The organism is Croceicoccus bisphenolivorans, assembly GCF_001634625.1.
Lineage (GTDB): Bacteria > Pseudomonadota > Alphaproteobacteria > Sphingomonadales > Sphingomonadaceae > Croceicoccus > Croceicoccus bisphenolivorans.
In genome coordinates, this window is sequence record NZ_LRSE01000005.1 from 169,150 (window position 1) to 188,936 (window position 19,787).

Below are 19,787 nucleotides of genomic sequence, written 5' to 3' on the forward strand. Positions count from 1 at the left end.
AATCGTGCCATCTCTTGCGTGCGATGCAACCTAGGACATGGAACCGGCCCGCGAAAGGGGTTTGCGGGCCGGGGGAGACGTTTTTGCTGCGCGATTTGCCGCAATTGCGAAACGATTGGACCGTACTGGAATCCGATCGGGCAACTTTTGCCTAAAATAGAGGCGGTGCCTAATTTTCAGGCAGTAAATCGGCCCGGCGAAACTGGACAGTCAGAGCCGCAGTCCGGTTTCCCCCGGAAGGCCCGCCATCACGTTCAGATTCTGCAGTGCCGCGCCGCTCGCTCCCTTGCCCAGGTTGTCCAGCACCGCGATCAGGCGCGCCTGTTCGCCGCGCTTGCCGGCAAAGACGTGAAGGTCGATGCCGTCCCACGGCTCCATCGTTTCGGGAAGCAGCAACTGGTTCATGTCCGGATCGGCCGGTTTTACCGTGACGATCGGACTGCCGGCGTAGAACTGCGCCAGCGTGTCGCGCAGGGCATCGGCATCGCTGCCGAGATAGGCGGACGCGGGCAGGGCCACTTCGACCACCATGCCGCGAAACGCGGGCACGACGGCGGGCGAGAACAGCGGTTCGCGCAGCAATCCGGCATGGGCCTTCATTTCCGGTAGGTGCTTGTGCCCGCCATGCAGGCCATAGGCGCGGAAAGCGGGCGCCGGCTCGCCATTTTCGTACTGCGCGATCATCGCCTTGCCCCCGCCGGAATAGCCGGACACGGCATGGCAGCCATAGGGCCAGTCGGTCGGGATCAACCCGGCGCGCACCAGCGGTGCGACGAGCGCAAGAAAGCCGGTGGGATAGCAGCCGGGATTGGCAACGAACCGCGCGGCAGCAACCGTGTCGGTGCCGACGAGTTCGGGAAAGCCGTATGTCCAGCTATCAGCCACGCGGTGCGCGGTCGACGCATCGATAACGCGGGTGCGATCGTTGCGGATCATGCCGACCGCCGCGATCGCCGCATCGTCCGGAAGGCACAGGATCGCGAAATCGGCATCGTTCAGCGCTTCTGCCCGCGCGGCATCGTCCTTGCGCCGGTCATCGGTCAGCGCGATCACGGTGAATTCGCTGCGGCTTGCCAGCCGCTCGGCAATCTCGATTCCGGTGGTGCCTGCCGCACCGTCGATAAATACACTTGCCGCCATCAGATCGTCTCCAGCAAGCCCAGCGGCAGGTAGCCGACAATGCCGTCGCCGCCCACGATGCCCCAGGCCCATTCGCCCGCGATGTCGAGCACGTCGAAACCCGTGCCCGCAGCCACCTGATCAAGCACGGCGGCATCCGCGCGCGCCGCGCCCAGCAGCGTGGCATCGCCGGTCAGCCTGTGCGGCATCGGCACGGCGTAGTGCGGCACGAAAACCGATCCGGCCAGCCGAATATGCGCAAGATCGCCACGCACGGGCAGATAGGCATCGCGCGCATGGCGCGACGGCCCGGACAGGGCGAAGCTTGCGGTTTCCGAAGGTGTCTGGTCTGGGCTGGTCAAGGCTGTCCGGGCATTCTTGTCTGTTAGGGAGCCGCGCGCTTAAACCGCGCGGAAGCGGTAGGCAAGGCGGAGATGGTCGCACACTGTCGTGCAGAAATGGTGAAGGAGTGCGCGGGAAGATGGATCGCGATGCCGACAGGCAATTGATCGAACATCATGCAGGCGCGCGGCGCATCGCCCTTGTCGCGGAAAGCTTTGCGCGGCTGACGGGGAGGGAACTCGTGCCGTTTCAGGGGGATATGGCGCATGCGTTGTGGAACCTGCCCGCCGTGGTCCTTGCCCACGGGACGGAGGACGATCCGGTGTTCTTCTATGCCAACCGCATGGCGCTGGACCGTTTTGTGCTGACGGGAAAGGCGATCGTCGCGATGCCGTCGCGCCTTTCGGCCGAAATGCCGGAACGGAGCGAGCGCGAGGCATTGTTCAGGCGGGTGGATGCGGACGGATACATCGACGATTACGCCGGAGTGCGCATCGCCGCGACCGGCCAGCGCTTTCGCATAGAGCAGGCGACGGTGTGGAACATGATCGACGAACATGGCGAACGGCACGGACAGGCAGCGGTGTTCTCGCGCTGGACCGACCTCTAGGCGTTCGGCAGGCGCGGTAACGGAGCGACCCGGTATCCTCGCGTGGGACGATGCCGGCGGTCGCTCCGCGGCATGAGCGCAGTGATCAGATCGAAAGCGCCTGTTCCACGTCGCGCAGCTTGATGCGGGCCAGCGCCAGGTTCGCCTTCTTGCGGTCGAGCGCCATGTAGACGAACAGCCCTTCGCCGGTCTTGTCGGTCATCGGGCGGATCAGTTCGTACCAGTCGCCGAGCGAGATCAGCATGTCCTCCACCCCGTCGTCGAGCTTGAGCAGCTTGAGCAGCTTCAGTTCGGCGCGCATCACCTCGTTGTTGCCGGCAGCGGCAAGGTCGATGTCGCACTTGCCCAGATCGCCGACGGTCGCGACGGCCATGCCGCTGGCACCATCGACGATGGCGGCGGCCATGGCTCCGTTGATCTCAAGGCATTCCTCCAGCTTTTCCTGGAAAGGGACTTGACGATTGGCGAGCATTTTCCGGATTCCTTGTATTGGTGTGGGTATCGAAAGGGGGTTGGCGATCAGGCCAGTGCCGCGTTCTGCGACTGGATGTCGTGCAGGCGCTGTTCCAGCCCGTCGGCATCGAAGGCGACGACACTGGAATTGAAGCGACCGGCGCTTTCATGCAGGCCCGCCAGATTGGCCGAGAGCTTGGCCAGCGCATCGTCCAGCATGGGCAGGGCATCGGCCATCTGTTCGGCCAGCCCGTACTTCTCGATCAGGGAACGCCAGCGGCCGAGCAGCAGGCTGGTGACGCGCAAGTCTGCTTCGGCCCGCTCGATCTCCTCGCTCATCGCGCCGACTTTCTCGCGGTCCAGCATCAGGCTGCCGCGCACGGCGCCGATCCCCGCTTCCAGCGAGCGGACGAGCGAATCGTTGGCCGCTGCCGACGTGGCCGCATCTTCCTTGCCGTCGATGGTGGCGGCGGTGAAGCGGCAGACGGTTTCCGCCTGCATTTGGGCCATGCAGACCGAGAAACGCAGCGCATGGCGCAGCGCGCACATCTGGTCGACATGGGCCAGCACGCCGCGCATCGTGTCGGCAACCTTGTGGCACTGCACCTCCAGCGCGGGGGCGGCGTTGGCCACCAGCGGGGCATCGTCTTCGTGCGCGTCGACAACCGCGCGGGCAGAGCGGACCGCCTGTTCCAGCGCGCCAAGGCTGTCCAGTGTCCGGCTCACCCGATCGTCGAGATCGGCGGCAAGGTCGTCGGCAGAGCCGAGATCGCTTGCCAGCTGCGACACGCGCCGGTCCATGTCGGTCGAACTGTCGAGCAGTATGCGCTGGAAGCCGGTTGCCCCATCGCGCACCGGCAGTTTCGCACCGGCACTGGCGCGGGCGGCGGCTTCGGCCGGCATCACGTCCTGCATGAACGCGGCGTAGCTGTCGTAACCCAGCTTGCGCAGTTCTTCCAGGATCGCATCCTGCCCCACGCGCGCTGCACGTGCCGCGCTGCCGCCTTCGGCCATCGTCTTACGTTCGATTTCGCGGACGCGGGCGTAGATCTGCGCCACGACATCCAGTGTCTGGGCATGGCAGGGGCGCGCGCGGACGGAGATATAGCCGCCTTCAAGCGGGGTGATCGTGGCGAATGCCCAGTAGCTCGATCCGTCGCCGGCAAGGTTCAGGACATAGGCGCAGACCGGTTCGCGCGCGCCGATGGTTTCCCACACGATGCGGAATGCGCCGCCCGGCATGTCGGGGTGGCGGATGATGTTGTGGGGTTCGCCCACCAGCCCTTCGCGCGGGGTGCGGGCCATGTCGACGAACACCTGGTTCGCCTGTTCGATCACGCCCTTGGAATCGGTTGTGGAGAAGAAGAGATCGTCGATGCCGACCTCGTGAAACTTGCCGTTGGGAGCAGCCGCCATCTGTACCTCCTGTCGTTGAATGGGACGACGTGGAGATAGGCGAGAGCGGCGCGGACAGACTTTGACCGGCGTCAATTATACTATTATTAACTATATGAAATAGTTGCACTTTTCACTGAAATACGCAGTGCTGTAACAGTCCCTGCACACCCGTTAACCAGGCAATGCCGCAGCGTAGCGCAAATCGTATTGCGCACCGGGCAGGCGATAAGGCGGAATTAACCGCCGTATCTTTTTTTCAGCATGTGCCATGCGGCGCGCAGGCCGAGTGCCGCACCGCCCTTGGGCCGGCCCGGTTTGGCCGCCGGACGCCATGCGAACGTATCGAAATGGGCCCAGTCGATGGGTGTTCCATCGTCCTGCGTCCCCACGAATCGATCGAGGAACAAGGCCGCCGTCGTAGCCCCCGCGAATCCGCCGCTGGGCGCGTTGACCATGTCGGCGACGTCGCTTTTCAGCATCTCGCGATAGCCATCGTGCAGCGGCAGGCGCCAGCAGGGGTCGTCGTTGGCGACGCCCGCTTCCAGCAGATCGGTCGCCGTATCGTCGGTCCGCGTAAACAGGCCGGGAAGATCGGGGCCAAGCGCCACGCGCGCCGCGCCCGTCAGCGTGGCGAAATCGATGATCAGCGCCGCGCCGTCCTCGCTCGCCTTGGTGAGGGCGTCGCCCAGCACCAGCCGCCCTTCGGCGTCGGTATTGGTATTCTCCACCGTCAGGCCCTTACGCGTTGCCAGCACGTCGCCGGGGCGGAAGGAATTGCCCGATACCGCATTCTCCACCGCCGGGATCAGCAGGTGCAGCCGCACCTTCAGCCGCTGCTCCATGATCAGCGATGCCAGCGCCAGCGCATGGGCCGCGCCGCCCATGTCCTTCTTCATCAGGGCCATCGAATTGCCGGGCTTGATGTTCAGCCCGCCCGAATCGAAGCAGACCCCCTTGCCGACAATGGCGACGCGCGGCGCGTCTTCTGCGCCCCATTCGATTTCGATCAGGCGGGGTGCGTGGCTGCGCGCGGCGGCGCGGCCCACGGCGTGGATCATGGGATAGCCCTTTTCCAGAGCGTCCCCGCGCGTCACCATCAGCTTCGCGCCATGCGCCTTGGCAAGGTGCGATGCCTCTATCTCCAGGCTTTCCGGCCCCATGTCCTCTGCCGGCGTGTTGACCAGCGTACGCACGAGGTTCGCCGCGTCCGCCTCCGCCACTATGGGTCTGATTGCGGCTACATCCTTGGTAAGGAGGATGCGCGCGCCTTCGCCGTCCTTTTCCTCGCGGTACCGGTCGAAGCGGTATTGCGCGGTCTGCCAGCCGAACAGGGCGGGGCCCGGCTCCCCCTTGGCCAGCCGGTATGTTCCGGCGGGCAGTACCTCTGCCAGCTTGGCAAGGCACCAGCTGGACAAGTCGGCAGGATCGGCCACGCCGCCGGCGGCAAACCAGCCGTCGCCATCGGGCACGATCGCGGTCTGGTAACCCTTGCCGGTAAACTTCTGGCCCGCCAGCGCGGCACGCTGCGGCGCCGAAAGTCCCTTGGCCCATTTCTCGAACCCCTCACCGTTGACGAGGTGGATGGGGATTGCGTCCTGTCCGCGATCCGGCTGGATCAGCGCATCTTTGTCGTTCATGGTGACGTGGTTAGCCTGCGGGAGATCGGTTTTGCGAGGAAAATCTTGTGCCCTTCTAACGGTCGGGGCCCTTGCCCTGTTCCTCGGCGCCTGCGGAACGGAGGCGGGAACTGCCGGACCAGACGCCACGGCAGCGGCGACGACAGAACCTGCCGCGACCGCCTCTGCATCAAGCGACACCCCGGAAACAGGGGAAGCGAAGGCTTTCGAGCAGAAAGTGACAGAGAGCCGCGCCACCGGCAGCTTCGAATTCACCTATGCATGGCCCGCCAAAGTCACCGCCATCGCGCCGCTTGCGCAGCGTTTTGACGAGGAGCGAAAGGCGCAATACGCGAAGTGGAAGGCGGAGTGGGACGAGGCGCAGAGTAGCGAGCCTGCCGATTGCGTATCCTGCCGCAGCCGCGGTTATGACAAGGAATGGAAAATCGTGGCAGACCTGCCGCGCTGGCTTTCGCTTTCCGCGACGGTCTATTCCTACACCGGCGGCGCGCACGGCGGCACGGTTTTCGACGCGCTGGTCTGGGATCGGGAGAAGGGCGTGGCGGTGAAGCCTATCGACATGTTCCGGTCTGCCGAGGCGATCGACAGCGCGACGCAGGACGCGTTCTGCAACGAACTGGACAAGGCCCGGCAGAGGAAGCGGGGCGGGCCGGTCAAACGTACCGGCGATCCGTTCAACGATTGCATCGCGCCCGTCGCCAATTCGACGATCATCGTCGGTTCCGCCCGAAATCGCGCGTTCGATCGTGTCGGCTTCCTCATCCCCGCCTACAACGCGGGGCCTTATGCCGAAGGATCGTATGAAGTGACCCTGCCGGTCACGCCCGCGCTGCTGGATGCCGTGCGCCCGGAATACCGCCGCGCATTCCATGTGCCCTAGGATCGGTTGCAGCCCCTCGCATTTCGGGGCGTAAATCGCTACATGGTCAGGCATGACCGAATACATGGTAGTCGACGAACACGACATGCTGCCGCGCGACGGCGCGATCAAGCTGCACGGCCCCGCCGCTTTCGAAGGTATGCGCAAGGCCGGGCGCCTTGCCGCAGAAATCCTTGATGCGATGGTGCCGCTGATCCGCCCGGGTGTGACCACAGGGCAGATCGATGACGAAGTGCGCCGCCTCACGCTGCAGGGCGGGGCGGTTCCGGCCACGATGGGTTATCGCGGATATGCCCATTCGTGCTGCATCTCGATCAACCATGTCGTGTGCCACGGCATTCCTGGGCCGAAGGCGCTGAAGGAAGGCGACATCCTCAACATCGACGTGACCCCGCTGCTGGACGGGTGGCACGGCGATTCCAGCCGCATGTTCATCGTCGGCGATGCCCCGTTGAAGGCGAAGCGGTTGGTCGACGTGACTTACGAATGCCTGATGATCGGCATCGAACTGGCGAAACCCGGCAACCGGCTGGGCGATATCGGCGCCGCGATCCAGAAACATGCCGAAGGGCATCGTTACGGCGTGGTGCGCGATTTCTGCGGCCACGGCCTTGGCCGCCTGTTCCACGATGCGCCCGAAGTGATCCATGCCGGACGCCCCGGCACCGGCCCCGAACTGAAGCCCGGCATGTTCTTCACGATCGAGCCGATGATCAACCTCGGCAAGCCGTCGGTGAAGCTGCTGGAAGATGGCTGGACGGCCGTGACGCGCGATCGTTCGCTTTCCGCCCAGTTCGAACATTCGATCGGCATTACCGAGACGGGCTGCGAGATCTTCACGCAAAGTCCGGCAGGGCTGGACTGTCCGCCCTACGCCTGAGGGCGCGGGGGCAGGATTCTGCCGGCCTCGAAAATCGCGGGCCCAAAACGGAAAGTGCCCCGGTGCTGCGCGGCACCGGGGCTACTCCTCTCCAAACGCGAGCGGCGGCCAGTGCCGCCGAATGCGGTAAACGCGCTCAGTCTTCCGGCGCGATAGTAACCTTCAGCCCTTCCAGATCGTCGTTCAGCATGAGCTGGCAGGAAAGGCGCGAATTTTCGTTGCGGTGATCCGAACTGTCGAGCAGGTCGTCCTCGTCCTCGCTCACTTCAGGCAGCTTGTCCTTGAAGGAGGGGTCGACATAAACGTGGCAGGTCGCGCAAGAGCAACAGCCGCCGCACAGGGCCAGCAATTCGTCGAAGCCGTTGTCGCGGATCGCTTCCATGACCGACAGGCCGCTATCGGCATCAACGGTCGTTTCGGCGCCATCACGGTTCACAACGATCAGCTTCGGCATATGCAGCGTAATTCCCTGTCCTGTTTTACCGGATATCGGCAATGCCATTTCCGGTCATCGCGGGGGCTGCTAGTGGTTTGAAGCCCGATTGGCAAGCGAATGCTGCGCGGGCTGCAGCAAAGGAGATGTCCGGCGTGGGAATTTCGCGACACAGGCTGGAGGCGGGGCTGGATGCGATCGCGGCGCAAGAACCTGCGATTGCGCGCGCGCTGGACAAGGTCGGCTATCCCGCCGAACGCATCCGCGACCGTGGCTACCGCACGATGCTGCGCACCATCGTGGGCCAGCAGGTTTCCGTCGCCGCCGCCGATTCGGTCTGGCGCAAGCTGGAGGCATTGCTGGGCGATGCGATCCCGCCGGAGGAACTCCTCGCCGCCGAATTCGATGCCCTTCGCGCCTGCGGCCTGTCGCGGCAAAAGCAGGGCTATGCCCGCTCGCTATGCGAACTGGTTACGGCAGGCGAAGTTGATTTCGCCGCGCTGCCCGCCGATGACGAGGAAGCGATCGAGCAGCTCACCCGCATCAAGGGGATCGGGCGCTGGTCGGCGGAAATCTACCTGCTGTTCGCCGAAGGGCGCGAAGACATCTGGCCCGCCGGAGACCTTGCCGTGCAGGTCGGCATGGGCAAGCTGTTGGGCCTTACTGAAAGACCATCGGAAAAGGAAACCCGCGCCCTTGCCGAAAGCTGGCGCCCGCACCGCGGCGCGGCGGCGGTGTTCATCTGGCACTACTACCAGAACGCGGCGCTGTGACTCCCGATTGAGGTGACATTTCGGGCGTGGGCGTCCGGCCGGTTGGAGATGCGGGAATTTTCTTGTGCGATGGCGGAAAGGGGGGGCTAGCGGACGTTCGCCAATGTTGGTTGCCTGCTGATCAGAACTAAATATTGCCCGTCTGACACGCAGTAAGGGCGTCAAGCGCGCAGCGATCAAGAAATTTGTCGTCTGACGGTTCGACCCACGCTTTCAGAACAGGCGCGAGTGCGGGATCGGCAATTGTTTCGGCTGCTTCGAAAAGCGGCATGCAAGCAATATCTCCCATTAGTTCCGCCCTGACCAACGGTAGTGCGAGTTGCTTATCTCTTTGGGCGAGGCCCAACAAAGCTTCTGCCCTAACGACATTGTTCTCGTCCAATGCCGCCAGAAGCAGTGCGTCCCTCACTTCAGGGGTGTCAATCTCTTGCTGAGCAAGCAACATGGTCGCCCAGTCCCGATTAGATAGTTCATCATCGCGCATCATCTCTATCAGACGTTGAAGATTTGCCCGGGCAAAACTGCTGCCTGTAAGCGGAACCTCTTCGGCCATTACCGATCGTAGGAAGACTGATGTAGGTTCGTATAGTTCACTCATTCCGTGAATTTGCCGATTTGCCGCAAAGTCCGCAATCGGTCGTTAGCCGTCAGTCCGCTTGCGGCATCGAAGCGTCAAAACCAGCCGCGGCTCTTTACCCCACCAATCCCGCAATCGCCTGCGCCATATCGATGTCGCGCTGCGAAACGCCGCCCGCGTCGTGGGTGGTCAGCGTGATCTCCACGCGGTTGTAGACGTTGAACCATTCGGGATGGTGATCCGCTTTTTCCGCCAGAATCGCCACGCGGGTCATGAAGGCGAAGGCTTCGCTGAAATCGCCGAACATGAAGGTACGAACTATCGCCAGCCCGTCCTCGCGCAGTTCCCAGCCGTCGAGATCCGCTAAGCAGCCGTGAAGCACGTCTCCCGTCAGCTGTTGCACCATGCGTATTCTCCTCATCTCTTGGCAGATTCTTCGCGATCCCATAGGGCAGCGAAAGCATGAACGCGAGCCCCCCCTTTCTGCGCGCCGAGAACCTGGCCTGCCGCCGTGGGGACAGGCTGCTGTTCGCCAGGCTGTCGCTGTCGGTCGATGCGGGAGAGGCGCTGCACCTTTCGGGCGCGAACGGGATCGGCAAGTCCAGCCTGATCCGCATCCTTGCCGGATTGCTGCGTCCGTTCGAAGGTTCCGTGCACAAGGCAGGCGCGATGGCGCTGCTTGACGAACGCCCCGCGCTTGACACGCATCTGCCGCTGGGGCGGGCGCTGGCGTTCTGGGGGCGGGTGGACGGCATTGCGCCCGCGCGGCTGGACGAAGTGGCGCAATCCGTCGGTCTGGGCGATCTGCTCGACGTGCCGGTGCGCTTCCTGTCGACGGGGCAGAGGAAGCGCGCCGCGCTCGCCCGCGCCATCGCCCAGGACGCGCCGGTATGGCTGCTGGACGAGCCGCTCAACGGCCTCGACACGGCATCGGTCGCCACGGTTGAGGCTTTGGTTGCAGATCATTGCGCGGGCGGGGGCCTGTGCCTGCTCGCATCGCACCAGCCGGTCGCCGTTCCGAACCTTGCGCGGCTCGAACTTTCGGACTTTGCAGCATGATCGGGGCAGCATGATCGGGGCGATCCTCAAACGCGACATTGCGCTCTTGCTGGGCGGCGGGCGGCGGGGCGGAGCCATGTTGCCCATCCTGTTCTTCCTTGCGGTCGCCATGCTCTATCCCTTTGCCGTGGGGCCGGATGCGAAACTGCTGGCGCGCACCGGCGGCGGCGTCGTGTGGGTCGCGGCGCTGCTGGCGGCGATCCTGCCGCTCGACCGGCTGATAGAGCCGGATCTCGAAGCCGGTGTCTTCGACCAGCTGGCCCTGCGCGGCATGGCAGACGAGGTGACTTGCGCGATCCGCATCCTTGCCCACTGGCTGTCCTTTGCCGTGCCGCTGATGCTGGCAACGCCGATCGCGGCGGTTCTGCTGGGCCTGTCGGGCGCGCAGTTGATGACGCTGGAACTGGGCCTGCTGGCGGGAACGCCGGGGCTGGCGGCACTCGGCGTCGCGGTTGCGGCGGTAACGGCGGGCCTGCGCGGCGGGGCGGCGCTGGCCGGATTGCTGATCCTGCCGCTGGCCGTGCCGCTGCTGATCTTCGGCGCGGGCAGCCTGTCGACCGGTGGCGAAGGCGGCATCGCGCTGACGGGGGCGGCCAGTCTCGTGCTCGTCGCGCTCAGCCCCTTTGCCGCGGGCGCGGCGCTGCGCGCAGCCCGAGAGTAGGCGCGCGGATAGGGGCAGGCATCCCCCGCGCAAACTTTTCTTCATTGCCCTGACAGGTTCGGCGTCTTACCTCTCGCCCCGCAATGATTACCGTATCCGACACCCTTTCGCTTATCGGCAATACGCCGCTCGTCCGCCTTGCCGGCCCCAGTGCGGCTGCCGGCTGCGACATCTTTGGCAAGTGCGAGTTCGCAAACCCCGGCGCTTCGGTGAAAGACCGCGCGGCGCTGTGGATCGTGCGCGACGCGGAAAAGCGCGGCGTGCTGAAGCCCGGCGGCACCATCGTCGAAGGGACGGCTGGAAACACGGGCATCGGCATCGCGCTGGTCGCCAACGCGCTGGGTTACAAGACGGTCATCGTCATGCCGGAAACGCAAAGCCGGGAGAAGATGGACACCCTGCGCGCACTGGGCGCCGAGCTCGTCCTCGTCCCCGCTGCGCCGTTTTCCAACCCCGGCCACTTCGTCCACACCAGCCGCCGCATTGCGGAGGAGACGGAGAACGCGGTCTGGGCCAACCAGTTCGACAATATCGCCAACCGCCGCGCGCACATCGATAGCACCGCGCCTGAAATCTGGGAGCAGATGGAGGGCCGCATCGACGGCTTTACCTGTGCGGTCGGCACCGGCGGCACGCTGGCGGGCGTAGGCATGGGGCTGAAGGAGAAGGACGAGGATGTCACCATCGCCCTGTCCGATCCCTATGGCGCGGCGCTTTACGAATACTACGCCCATGGCGAGCTGAAATCCGAAGGGTCTTCGGTGGCAGAGGGCATCGGCCAGGGCCGCATCACCGCCAATCTGGAAGGTGCGCCGGTCGACACGCAGTACCGCATTTCGGATGAGGAAGGCCTCGAATGGGTGCGCCGCCTGCTGGCAGAGGAAGGCCTGTGTCTTGGCCTGTCCAGCGGCATCAACGTGGCTGGCGCGGTGCTGCTGGGCCGTGAACTGACGCAGCGGCTGGGCCGTCCGGCGCGGGTGGCCACGATCCTGTGCGACACCGGCTTCCGTTACCTGTCCAGCCTCTACAACGCGGAATGGCTGGAGAAGAAGGGCCTGCCGGTCTTTCCCTGGCTGAAGGAAGGCAACTGATCATGGCCACGCCGGAAGCAGCGCCCGCCGATAACGCATCGGGCCTCAAAGCATCCGGCCTGATGGGCACGCGGGCAGAAGCGATGCAGCGGCTGAAGGTCGGCGTCGGCGGCTTGCTGGCGGTGCTGTTCGTCGTGGCGACCGCCAGCTCCGTCATCCAGAGCACGATCGATGCCGACGATACCGGCACCGCGGTGGCAAAGCCCGAGGTGAAGACGGAATCGGCGAACGATCCGCTGGTCGACATCGGCGTCGCGCCGGAACTGCCGGGCGAAACGCAAGTTGTCGTCCCCGATCTTCCCGCCGAACAGATGCCGCCCGAAGCGCAAGAGGCCGCGGGCGAGTGATTTTCACGGTGAGGTCGCTTGCCACCGTTTTCGCCGCACCGGTCATGCTGGCCGCATGCTCGGCTTCTCCGACGGACCCTGCGCCGGTTGCAACCGAAACGGCGCTGGCCGATAGCGGCGAAAAGCCCGACCTGCTGCTGTTCACCAGCCTGCCGATCTACTGGTCCGAAGGCGGGCTTGGCGACATGTTGTCTGCCGATGCGCCGGTCCATTGGGCAAGAACGGCGCTGGAGGCGCGCTACGATCTCGTCCCCGTCGATACGCTGACATCGCTTCCCGCGAACGGCACCCTGCTGATGGCCCAGCCGCGCGCCTTGTCGGCGGAGGAGAACGTAGCGCTGGACGATCATGTGCGCGGTGGGGGAAGGGTGGTCCTGATCGTGGACCCGATGCTGGATGCGCATTCGGCCTACGGCCTTGGCGACAGGCGGCGGCCGGAGGCGATCTCGATGCTGTCCCCGATCCTTGCCCGCTGGGGTCTCCGGCTCGTGCCGGACGGGCGGGAGGCTTACGAGGCGCAGTGGGGTTCCCGCACTTTCGCGGTGGAGGAAGGCGGGCGCTTCGAACTGGCGAGCGGCGGCCACGACAGCGTGTGCCATCTGGTGGACGATGCCCTGATCGCGCGGTGCAACGTGGGCAACGGCAAGGTCATGCTGCTGGGCGACGCGACGTTCCTTGCCCACGGGGAAAATGCGGGAGCGGACGGTGCGGGCCTGTTGGCCGACCTGATCGCAGCCGCCGAAACGCCGCCATCCGCCCCCTGAACCGGGGATTTCACGGGCGGTGAACCCTGATTCGGGGAAACTGCGGGAATTTTGCGGGACAGTCAGGCGATTCTGCCGGGAAAACACGGGAAGCGGCTTGAATCCGGCCCGCATTTGGCCGATTCTGGGCCTCGATTGGGCGAAGGAAGGCTGCCTGGAATGACGGATTTCCACTGGTTACAGGCGCTGAGCCGTAATTTCCCGTAATTTCCCCTTTCATCCCCGATAAACCCGAGGTATTACTTCCAGCATTCATGGAACGCATGATTTGCCGCGCCCCCAGCGGGCGTTTCCGGGCAGTGCCAAGGCACGGCCGGGTACGGGAAAGTCGTGTGTTTCGGGGGTTTTACACTTGGGTTCGGGGTTTTCGTGGCGGGACGGCCATTCAGCTACAGGGGGCAGGGCTTTTCGCTTCGCGGCGAAAAGGGACGCTTCGTGCTGCCTCCCGCGTTCCGCAAGGTCGTCCGCGACAGCAGTCACGACACCAAGGTCCTCTGCGTCGCCAAGCATGATCGCTGGGACTGTCTGACCGGTTTCGGCCTTTCCCGTATGGACGAGCTGGAAGAACAGCTGGACCGTGAGGAAGAGCGTTCGATCCGCCTTGGCACCGATTTCGACCGCGATACCCGCTCGGCCCAGCTTTACGGCTTCATGGAAGTGCCGTTCGACGATTCCGGCCGCTTCATCATGCCCGAATACCTCGTCGAACTCGGCGGGCTGGAAGAACAGGTGTTCTTCCAGGGCGGCGGTGCGTTCTTCACGATCTGGAACCCGGCAAAGCTCATGGAAATGGGCGACGACTGGGCCGCTGCGAAAGCAGCGTGCAAGGCGATGATGGCCGAAGGCGTCAAGCCGAAGCGGGGTGCGAAGTGAGCGCTGCTTCCGGCCATGGTCCCCACATTCCCGTCCTGCTCGACGAAGTGATCGCCGCGCTCGATCCCAAGCCCGGCTCCGTCATCATTGACGCGACGTTCGGCGCCGGCGGCTATTCGCGCGCCCTGCTGGATGCGGGTGCAACCGTCCACGGGTTCGACCGCGATCCCGATGCGATTCGCGCGGCGAAACTGTGGAAAGAAACTGCCGGGGAAAACCCCCGTCTGGTCCTCCACCCCCGTCGCTTTTCCGAAATGCTGGACGCAATGCACGAAGCTGGTGTGGCGGCAGTGGATGGAGTCGTCATGGATATCGGCGTCTCCTCAATGCAGCTTGACCAGCCCGGACGGGGCTTCGCCTTCTCGTCCGACGGCCCTCTCGACATGCGCATGAGCCAGGAGGGTGAGAGCGCCGCCGATTTCCTCAACACCGCGAATGAGGAAACGATCGCCGATGTGCTCTACGAGTATGGCGAGGAACGCCAGTCGCGCCGCGTGGCCCGCGCCATCGTCGCCGCGCGTCCGCTGGAAACGACCGGTCAGCTGGCCAGCGTCGTCCGCAAGGCGCTGGGCTATCATGCCGGTGCGCCCAAGGATCCGGCGACCCGCAGCTTTCAGGCAATCCGCATTCACGTGAACGGCGAGCTGGACGAACTGGCCGCAGCCTTGAATGCGGCAGAGGCTCTTCTGAAGGAAGGCGGCCGCCTTGCCGTCGTCAGCTTCCACAGCCTTGAAGACCGGATCGTGAAGCACTTCCTGCGCGATGCGTCGAATTCCGGGGCGGCGCCTTCGCGCCACATGCCCGACGTCGGCCCGTCGCACCAGCCCGTCTTCCGCAAGCCTGCCAAGGCGGTCCGCGCCGGCAAGGCCGAGCTGGACCGTAATCCGCGTGCACGTTCCGCCGTGCTGCGCGCCGCCACCCGCACCGCCGCACCCGCCCGTCCCGAAGCCGAGAGGATCTCCGCATGACCAGCCGCACACGCATATCGTCGCTGCTCTGGACAGGGGCCGTCGTGCTGGCGACCGCGCTCAGTCTCGTGCTCATGCTGCAGGTGAAGGCCGTGAACAGCGAGATCGCCGAGACCGAGAAGGCGATCGTTTCCACCCAGCAGCAGATCGCGGTGCTGGAAACCGAATTCCAGACCCGCGCACGCCAGCAGCAGCTGGTCCGCTGGAACGAGGTGGATTTCGGCTATGTCGCGCCGCGCGCCGACCAGTTCCTCGATGGCCGCGCCCAGCTTGCCGCGCTTGGCAAGCAGGTGGAGATCATCGAGGACGAACCGATCCGCATGGCCGAAGGCGCGGCCGCGACGATGCCGGTGGTAGAAGAGGCCGCGCCCGTCCGCACGGCCAGCGCTGCCGACAGCAAGCCTGCGCTGAAGGGTGAGCCGGAGAAGGCCGCCAATACGGCGAAGCTGGATGCGCCCGTCCGGCTGGCGCAGGCACCTGCCATGATGCGCCAGCTTGTCGCGGTAGACACCGTGAAGCCGAAACCGGCGCCCAAGGCGCAGGAACGCACCCGCTCCTTCGCAGAGCGGTTCGACATCGACACCGTCATCGCGGAAGGCAGGAACTGATGGCATCGATCCCGCTCGGAACGGCCCAGGGCCTTTCCGGGCCCGGCGGCGCGCACCGCGTTGCACGGCATCTTTCCCCGCCCCCGTCCCGCTCCACGCCTTCGCGTCGGGCGGATCTTCGCGTTTCCACGCTGACGCTTGCGCGCAAGCGCGTGGCGCTGGTTGCCTTCGCTTTCGCCCTTGCAACCGCCGTGCTGGTCCTTCGCGTCGGCATGATCGGCATTTTCGGCGGTGCCGGTTCGTTCACGCCCACCGGCAATGCCCTGCTGCCCGATCGCGGCACCATCGTCGATCGCAACGGCGTGCCGCTGGCCCGCGATTTCAAATCCTATGCCCTGTGGTTCAATCCCAAGGCGATGGAGGGCGGCGACCCGCTGACCCGTTCCCCGCGCGAAGTGGCGCAGAAGCTGGTCGCGATCTTCCCCGACATGGACGAGGCGGACCTCGAGAAGAAGCTCGCCAGCGGCAAGGGTCAGTACTTGCGCCGCCGCATCCTGCCCGAAGAGGCGAACAAGGTGTTCCAGATCGGCGAACCGGCCCTGTCGCCGCCTGCCGAACCCAGCCGTTACTATCCCGAAGGCAACCTTGCCGCCCACGTGCTGGGCTATGTCGGCGCGGACGGGAAGGGCCGGGTCGGCATGGAGGAAGTCTACAACGGACTGCTGACCGATCCGGACACGCGCGGAGCCGAACAGGTCCTGTCGATCGACGCGCGGGTGCAGGCCGCGCTGGAAGATGAATTGCTGCGCGGCATGGGTCTGGCGCAGGCAGAGGGCGCGGGCGGCATCGTGCTGGATGTCGATACCGGCGAAGTCGTGGCCATGGCATCGCTGCCCAGCTTTGACCCCAACCACATCGACGAAGCCGGCATGAAGCTGATGTTCAACCGCGTGACCAACCAGGTCTACGAGCTTGGCTCCACCTTCAAGCCGCTGACCGTGGCCGCGGCGATCGATGCGGGCGTCATCACCAACCTTGCGCGCACTTATCCCGCCGGCGCGCCGCTGCGTGTGGGCCGGTTCTCGATCCGCGACAGCCACACCATCGGCGCCCACCTCAACGTGCCGGAAATCCTGATCCATTCGTCCAACATCGGCACCGCGCAGATCGCGGACGAGCTGGGCAGCAAGCGGATGAAACACAAGATGGAGATGCTCGGCTTTAACGAGCGTCCCTATATCGAGCTTCCCGCCCGCGGCTTCCCGATCTGGCGCAGCGGTGAATGGCCGCGCCTGACGACGATGACCGTGTCATACGGCCACGGTATCGCGGTGACCCCGCTGCACCTTGCCACCGCCTATGCCGCGATGGTGAACGGCGGCATCTGGCGTCCGGCCACGCTGCACAAGATCGAGCCGGGCCAAGCGCCGAAGGGTCGCCGCGTCTTCAAGGAAGCGACAAGCGCGCGCATGCGCCAGTTGCTGCGCATGATCGTGACCGACGGTACGGGCCGCAAGGCCGATGCCCCCGGTTTCCGCCTTGGCGGCAAGACGGGTTCCGCCGAGAAGCCGGTTGACGGCGGGTACAAGCGGACCGCGCTTGTCACCACGTTTGCCTCCGCCTTTCCGATGGACAATCCCCGGTACGTCGTGATCACGATGTATGACGAGCCGAAGGGTACCGCGGCCACCAGCTACCAGCGCACCGCGGCATGGAACGCGGCCGCCGCCGTGGGCCGGATCGTCCCGCGCATCGGCCCGATGCTGGGCGTCTATCCGGACGAGAACCGCGACATCGACCTGACCGACGTGCGCCCCCTGATCGACAAGGGAGGGGCGCACTGATGCAACTCTCCGTGCTCCTCGAAAAGGCAGGCCTGGTGCAGAAGACCGGTAACGGGATTGCCGGAGAAGCGGACGTAACCGGTTTTGCCATCGACAACCGCAAGGTCGCGCCCGGCACCGTGTTCGGCGCGTTTCAGGGCGGCACCGTCAATGGCGAGGATTTCATTCCCGCGGCTGTCGCTGCCGGCGCCGTTGCCATCGTCGCCCGCCCCGAAGTTACCGTTACCGGCGCGATCCACATCGCTAGCGAGGAACCGCGCAAGGCGTTTGCCCTGCTGGCCGCAGGGTTCTTCACTCCGGTTCCGGCCACGATCGTTGCCGTCACCGGCACTAACGGCAAGACCAGCACGGTCGAAATGACCCGCCAGATCTGGCGCATGTGCGGCTTTTCCGCCGCCTCCATCGGCACGCTGGGCGTCACTACGCCGGACGAGAGCGTTTCGACCGGCCTCACCACGCCCGACATCGTCACGTTCCTGTCGAACATGACCGGTCTTGCCCGCGAAGGCGTGACGCACGTCGCCTACGAAGCGTCGAGCCACGGGCTGTCCCAATATCGCAACGAAGGGCTCGATGTCGCAGCGTGCGCCTTCACCAACCTTTCCCGCGACCATCTGGATTACCACGCCGACATGGAGGCCTACTTCGCCGCCAAGATGCGCCTTTTTGACGAGGTTGTGTCCGACGGCGGTTCGGCAGTGGTCTGGATGGACGATCCGCGCTCGGGCGCGGTCTGCGAACATGTGCGTCGGCGGGGTCTGCGCCTGTTTGCAGTGGGCGAGCAGGCGGATGTGGCGCACGACGGCATCCGCCTGCTCGATCGCACGCCCACCGAACTGGGGCAGGACCTGAAGCTTGCCTGCAGGGGCGAGGAATTCACGGTGAAGCTGCCGCTGATCGGGGCCTATCAGGCGGCCAATGCGCTGGTCGCCGCAGGGCTGGTGCTGGCGACAGCGAACGACGACGGGCCGGCACCGAAGCAGGTTTTCGACTGCCTGTCGCGTCTGCAACCGGTGCGTGGGCGGCTGGAACGCGCCGCGATCAACCGCGCGGGCGCGCCGGTCTATGTCGACTATGCCCATACGCCAGATGCGCTGGAAGCCGCGATCTTCGCGCTGCGCCCGCATGTCACGAACCGCCTGATCACCGTGTTCGGCGCGGGCGGTGACCGCGACACCGGCAAGCGCGGACCGATGGGCGAGATTGCCGCCGCCCATTCCGACATCGCCATCGTGACGGACGACAATCCGCGCGGCGAAGACCCCGCCGCCATCCGTGCCGCGATCATGGAAGGCGCGGGCGATGCCGACAACATTACCGAGATCGGCGGGCGCCGCGACGCCATCGCCGCCGCGATTTCACAGGCCGGGAAGGGCGACATCGTCCTGATCGCCGGCAAGGGCCATGAACAGGGCCAGATTTATGGACGCGCAGAGGCCATGCGCGTCCACCCATTCGACGATGTCACCGTAGCCAGGGAGTGCGCAGCATGAGTGCCCAACCAGCCTCTAACGACATGCCAGTTCCAAACGATACCCGCCGCGCGATTATCGAGGAAGCGGAGGGGACAGCCTATCGAACGCTTTGGCGGGCCCATACCGTGGCCCTGTCCGTGGGCGGCATCGCCCATGGCGATTTCGCCGCCCATTCCATCGCGATGAGCCCCGCGAAAGTCGTGCCCGGCGCGCTTTATTTCGCGCGCGGCGAAGTCGATGCGGTCGCGGCACTGGCGCGCGGCGCGGTGGGCGTCGTCTCCACACGTCCGGTGCGCGGGCCCCACGTACTGGTCGACGATATCGACGATGCGCTGGCCCGCCTTGCCCGTGCGGGCCGCAACCGTGCACGCGCCACGATCATCGCCCATGCGGGTTTTACCCTTAGCACGGTGCCCGATGCCCTGTTCGCGTCGCTGGACAAGGCAAGCCGCGGCCTGGCCTTTGCGCCTTGCCCCGAAGATTGTGTCGATGCGGGTCTTGCCGGGCTTGCCGCCGATCGCAGCCACGCGATCTTCGCCATCGACCATGCCCCGCAGATCGACCGGCTGCGCCCGCATATCTTCATCGGCGGACGCGATCTTGACCGGAACGAAGGCCTGCGCGCCGGAGGTGCCCTGCAATCCGGCGGTGCGGCGGTGCTTTCCGCCGATCATCCGGACTTCGCCTGCTGGCGCGCCGCCGCGCTGGATGCGGGCGCACAGGTCTATGGCTATGGCCGCAAGGCCAGCGCCGACATCTGCCTGCTCGATTCCGTTCGCTGCGGCAGCACCGGCTGGCTGGTCACGGCAGAGATGATGGGCCAGCGCATGTGCTTTGCGCTGGACGACGGCTTCGGCGAAGCCTGCGCCAGCCTTGCCGTGCTGGGTGCCATGCGCGCGGCGGGCGCCTCGCTCGGCTGCGCGGCACTGGTGATGCAGCCGCGTCCGGCACAGGACGAGGCCCGCGCCATCGCGGTGTAACCTGCCGGTGGTGAACGGCAGGGGAAATATGTTCCAGCGGGCTTCGGCCCATTGGGGACAGGACGGGCGGCCCGC

At 65.3% G+C, this 19,787-nt stretch carries 23 protein-coding genes; 15 read left to right on the top strand and 8 right to left on the bottom strand.

Annotation, left to right across the window (positions count from 1 at the left end; genetic code table 11):
- Positions 1-210: 210 nt before the first annotated feature.
- On the bottom strand, positions 211-1,140 hold the full coding sequence (gene argC, locus A7A77_RS07200) for an N-acetyl-gamma-glutamyl-phosphate reductase (protein ID WP_066555775.1): 930 nt from the start codon (positions 1,138-1,140) through the stop codon (positions 211-213).
- Positions 1,140-1,481, bottom strand: a complete 342-nt coding sequence (locus A7A77_RS07205) for an SH3 domain-containing protein (protein ID WP_245638418.1) — start codon at positions 1,479-1,481, stop codon at positions 1,140-1,142. Before A7A77_RS07205 ends, argC begins: the two co-directional genes overlap by 1 nt.
- A 119-nt stretch (positions 1,482-1,600) precedes the next feature.
- On the opposite strand from A7A77_RS07205, the gene A7A77_RS07210 reads away from it, so the two are divergent.
- On the top strand, positions 1,601-2,071 hold the full coding sequence (locus A7A77_RS07210; protein WP_066555777.1) for an MEKHLA domain-containing protein: 471 nt from the start codon (positions 1,601-1,603) through the stop codon (positions 2,069-2,071).
- A gap of 85 nt (positions 2,072-2,156) precedes the next feature.
- On the opposite strand, the gene A7A77_RS07215 is transcribed toward A7A77_RS07210, so the two are convergent.
- The 3 genes from A7A77_RS07215 to A7A77_RS07225 form a co-directional block, all read right to left on the bottom strand.
- Positions 2,157-2,543: a hypothetical protein gene (locus A7A77_RS07215; RefSeq protein ID WP_066555783.1), complete on the bottom strand. Its 387-nt coding sequence runs from the start codon at positions 2,541-2,543 to the stop codon at positions 2,157-2,159.
- Positions 2,544-2,590: 47 nt separating this feature from the next.
- Entirely contained in the window at positions 2,591-3,940 is a 1,350-nt protein-coding gene (locus tag A7A77_RS07220; protein ID WP_066555784.1) for a hypothetical protein, read from the bottom strand.
- 218 nt (positions 3,941-4,158) lie between these two features.
- A complete protein-coding gene (locus tag A7A77_RS07225; protein WP_066555787.1) occupies positions 4,159-5,559 on the bottom strand; it encodes a leucyl aminopeptidase family protein in 1,401 nt (466 codons plus the stop codon).
- A 31-nt stretch (positions 5,560-5,590) separates the two neighbouring features.
- Between A7A77_RS07225 and A7A77_RS07230 the strand changes: the two genes are divergently transcribed.
- Positions 5,591-6,439, top strand: coding sequence for a PdaC/SigV domain-containing protein (locus tag A7A77_RS07230; RefSeq protein WP_066555789.1), 849 nt, complete (start codon positions 5,591-5,593; stop codon positions 6,437-6,439).
- Between the two features lie 52 nt (positions 6,440-6,491).
- Positions 6,492-7,319 carry a type I methionyl aminopeptidase gene (gene map, locus A7A77_RS07235; RefSeq protein WP_066555794.1) on the top strand — a complete coding sequence of 276 codons (828 nt, stop codon included), beginning with the start codon at positions 6,492-6,494 and terminating at the stop codon, positions 7,317-7,319.
- A 136-nt stretch (positions 7,320-7,455) separates the two neighbouring features.
- Here map and A7A77_RS07240 read toward each other — a convergent pair whose 3' ends face one another.
- Entirely contained in the window at positions 7,456-7,773 is a 318-nt protein-coding gene (locus tag A7A77_RS07240) for a 2Fe-2S iron-sulfur cluster-binding protein (RefSeq protein ID WP_066555795.1), read from the bottom strand.
- 125 nt (positions 7,774-7,898) lie between these two features.
- Here A7A77_RS07240 and A7A77_RS07245 point away from each other — a divergent pair, with 125 nt between their 5' ends.
- Positions 7,899-8,525, top strand: a complete 627-nt coding sequence (locus tag A7A77_RS07245) for a DNA-3-methyladenine glycosylase family protein (protein WP_425388547.1) — start codon at positions 7,899-7,901, stop codon at positions 8,523-8,525.
- 127 nt (positions 8,526-8,652) lie between these two features.
- On the opposite strand, the gene A7A77_RS07250 is transcribed toward A7A77_RS07245, so the two are convergent.
- Complete coding sequence (locus tag A7A77_RS07250) at positions 8,653-9,078, bottom strand: lyase (protein WP_245638419.1); 426 nt, start codon at positions 9,076-9,078, stop codon at positions 8,653-8,655.
- A 139-nt stretch (positions 9,079-9,217) separates the two neighbouring features.
- Positions 9,218-9,508, bottom strand: coding sequence for a 4a-hydroxytetrahydrobiopterin dehydratase (locus A7A77_RS07255; protein WP_066555797.1), 291 nt, complete (start codon positions 9,506-9,508; stop codon positions 9,218-9,220).
- A gap of 56 nt (positions 9,509-9,564) precedes the next feature.
- On the opposite strand from A7A77_RS07255, the gene ccmA reads away from it, so the two are divergent.
- The 11 genes from ccmA (at position 9,565) to A7A77_RS07310 (ending at position 19,712) form a co-directional block, all read left to right on the top strand.
- A complete protein-coding gene (ccmA, locus tag A7A77_RS07260; RefSeq protein WP_066555798.1) occupies positions 9,565-10,161 on the top strand; it encodes a heme ABC exporter ATP-binding protein CcmA in 597 nt (198 codons plus the stop codon).
- A 10-nt stretch (positions 10,162-10,171) separates the two neighbouring features.
- Entirely contained in the window at positions 10,172-10,822 is a 651-nt protein-coding gene (gene ccmB / locus A7A77_RS07265; RefSeq protein ID WP_066555799.1) for a heme exporter protein CcmB, read from the top strand.
- An 83-nt stretch (positions 10,823-10,905) separates the two neighbouring features.
- The gene (locus A7A77_RS07270; protein WP_066555800.1) at positions 10,906-11,913 is read left to right on the top strand and encodes a cysteine synthase A; all 1,008 of its coding nucleotides are present in this window, start codon (positions 10,906-10,908) and stop codon (positions 11,911-11,913) included.
- 2 nt (positions 11,914-11,915) lie between these two features.
- Positions 11,916-12,260 (top strand): hypothetical protein, encoded by a 345-nt coding sequence (locus tag A7A77_RS07275; RefSeq protein ID WP_066555802.1) that lies wholly within the window; start codon positions 11,916-11,918, stop codon positions 12,258-12,260.
- Between the two features lie 8 nt (positions 12,261-12,268).
- The gene (locus A7A77_RS07280; RefSeq protein ID WP_156500465.1) at positions 12,269-13,024 is read left to right on the top strand and encodes a Gldg family protein; all 756 of its coding nucleotides are present in this window, start codon (positions 12,269-12,271) and stop codon (positions 13,022-13,024) included.
- A 369-nt stretch (positions 13,025-13,393) separates the two neighbouring features.
- Positions 13,394-13,897: a division/cell wall cluster transcriptional repressor MraZ gene (locus A7A77_RS07285; protein ID WP_066555806.1), complete on the top strand. Its 504-nt coding sequence runs from the start codon at positions 13,394-13,396 to the stop codon at positions 13,895-13,897.
- The gene (rsmH, locus tag A7A77_RS07290) at positions 13,894-14,865 is read left to right on the top strand and encodes a 16S rRNA (cytosine(1402)-N(4))-methyltransferase RsmH (RefSeq protein ID WP_066555808.1); all 972 of its coding nucleotides are present in this window, start codon (positions 13,894-13,896) and stop codon (positions 14,863-14,865) included. The genes A7A77_RS07285 and rsmH overlap by 4 nt, the downstream gene beginning before the upstream one ends.
- Positions 14,862-15,473 carry a hypothetical protein gene (locus A7A77_RS07295; protein WP_066555810.1) on the top strand — a complete coding sequence of 204 codons (612 nt, stop codon included), beginning with the start codon at positions 14,862-14,864 and terminating at the stop codon, positions 15,471-15,473. The genes rsmH and A7A77_RS07295 overlap by 4 nt, the downstream gene beginning before the upstream one ends.
- The gene (locus A7A77_RS07300; RefSeq protein ID WP_066555812.1) at positions 15,473-17,257 is read left to right on the top strand and encodes a peptidoglycan D,D-transpeptidase FtsI family protein; all 1,785 of its coding nucleotides are present in this window, start codon (positions 15,473-15,475) and stop codon (positions 17,255-17,257) included. Before A7A77_RS07295 ends, A7A77_RS07300 begins: the two co-directional genes overlap by 1 nt.
- A complete protein-coding gene (locus tag A7A77_RS07305; protein ID WP_066555815.1) occupies positions 17,257-18,750 on the top strand; it encodes a UDP-N-acetylmuramoyl-L-alanyl-D-glutamate--2,6-diaminopimelate ligase in 1,494 nt (497 codons plus the stop codon). The genes A7A77_RS07300 and A7A77_RS07305 overlap by 1 nt, the downstream gene beginning before the upstream one ends.
- Positions 18,747-19,712 carry a hypothetical protein gene (locus A7A77_RS07310; RefSeq protein WP_156500466.1) on the top strand — a complete coding sequence of 322 codons (966 nt, stop codon included), beginning with the start codon at positions 18,747-18,749 and terminating at the stop codon, positions 19,710-19,712. Before A7A77_RS07305 ends, A7A77_RS07310 begins: the two co-directional genes overlap by 4 nt.
- Positions 19,713-19,787: the final 75 nt, after the last annotated feature.

Coding starts and splice junctions, on each gene's coding strand:
- argC (WP_066555775.1), bottom strand. CDS start 1,140: ATGGCGGCAAGTGTATTTATCGACGGTGCGGCAGGCACCACCGGAATC.
- A7A77_RS07210 (WP_066555777.1), top strand. CDS start 1,601: ATGGATCGCGATGCCGACAGGCAATTGATCGAACATCATGCAGGCGCG.
- A7A77_RS07215 (WP_066555783.1), bottom strand. CDS start 2,543: ATGCTCGCCAATCGTCAAGTCCCTTTCCAGGAAAAGCTGGAGGAATGC.
- A7A77_RS07220 (WP_066555784.1), bottom strand. CDS start 3,940: ATGGCGGCTGCTCCCAACGGCAAGTTTCACGAGGTCGGCATCGACGAT.
- A7A77_RS07225 (WP_066555787.1), bottom strand. CDS start 5,559: ATGAACGACAAAGATGCGCTGATCCAGCCGGATCGCGGACAGGACGCA.
- map (WP_066555794.1), top strand. CDS start 6,492: ATGACCGAATACATGGTAGTCGACGAACACGACATGCTGCCGCGCGAC.
- A7A77_RS07240 (WP_066555795.1), bottom strand. CDS start 7,773: ATGCCGAAGCTGATCGTTGTGAACCGTGATGGCGCCGAAACGACCGTT.
- A7A77_RS07245 (WP_425388547.1), top strand. CDS start 7,899: ATGTCCGGCGTGGGAATTTCGCGACACAGGCTGGAGGCGGGGCTGGAT.
- A7A77_RS07250 (WP_245638419.1), bottom strand. CDS start 9,078: ATGGCCGAAGAGGTTCCGCTTACAGGCAGCAGTTTTGCCCGGGCAAAT.
- A7A77_RS07255 (WP_066555797.1), bottom strand. CDS start 9,508: ATGGTGCAACAGCTGACGGGAGACGTGCTTCACGGCTGCTTAGCGGAT.
- ccmA (WP_066555798.1), top strand. CDS start 9,565: ATGAACGCGAGCCCCCCCTTTCTGCGCGCCGAGAACCTGGCCTGCCGC.
- ccmB (WP_066555799.1), top strand. CDS start 10,172: ATGATCGGGGCGATCCTCAAACGCGACATTGCGCTCTTGCTGGGCGGC.
- A7A77_RS07270 (WP_066555800.1), top strand. CDS start 10,906: ATGATTACCGTATCCGACACCCTTTCGCTTATCGGCAATACGCCGCTC.
- A7A77_RS07275 (WP_066555802.1), top strand. CDS start 11,916: ATGGCCACGCCGGAAGCAGCGCCCGCCGATAACGCATCGGGCCTCAAA.
- A7A77_RS07295 (WP_066555810.1), top strand. CDS start 14,862: ATGACCAGCCGCACACGCATATCGTCGCTGCTCTGGACAGGGGCCGTC.
- A7A77_RS07300 (WP_066555812.1), top strand. CDS start 15,473: ATGGCATCGATCCCGCTCGGAACGGCCCAGGGCCTTTCCGGGCCCGGC.
- A7A77_RS07305 (WP_066555815.1), top strand. CDS start 17,257: ATGCAACTCTCCGTGCTCCTCGAAAAGGCAGGCCTGGTGCAGAAGACC.
- A7A77_RS07310 (WP_156500466.1), top strand. CDS start 18,747: ATGAGTGCCCAACCAGCCTCTAACGACATGCCAGTTCCAAACGATACC.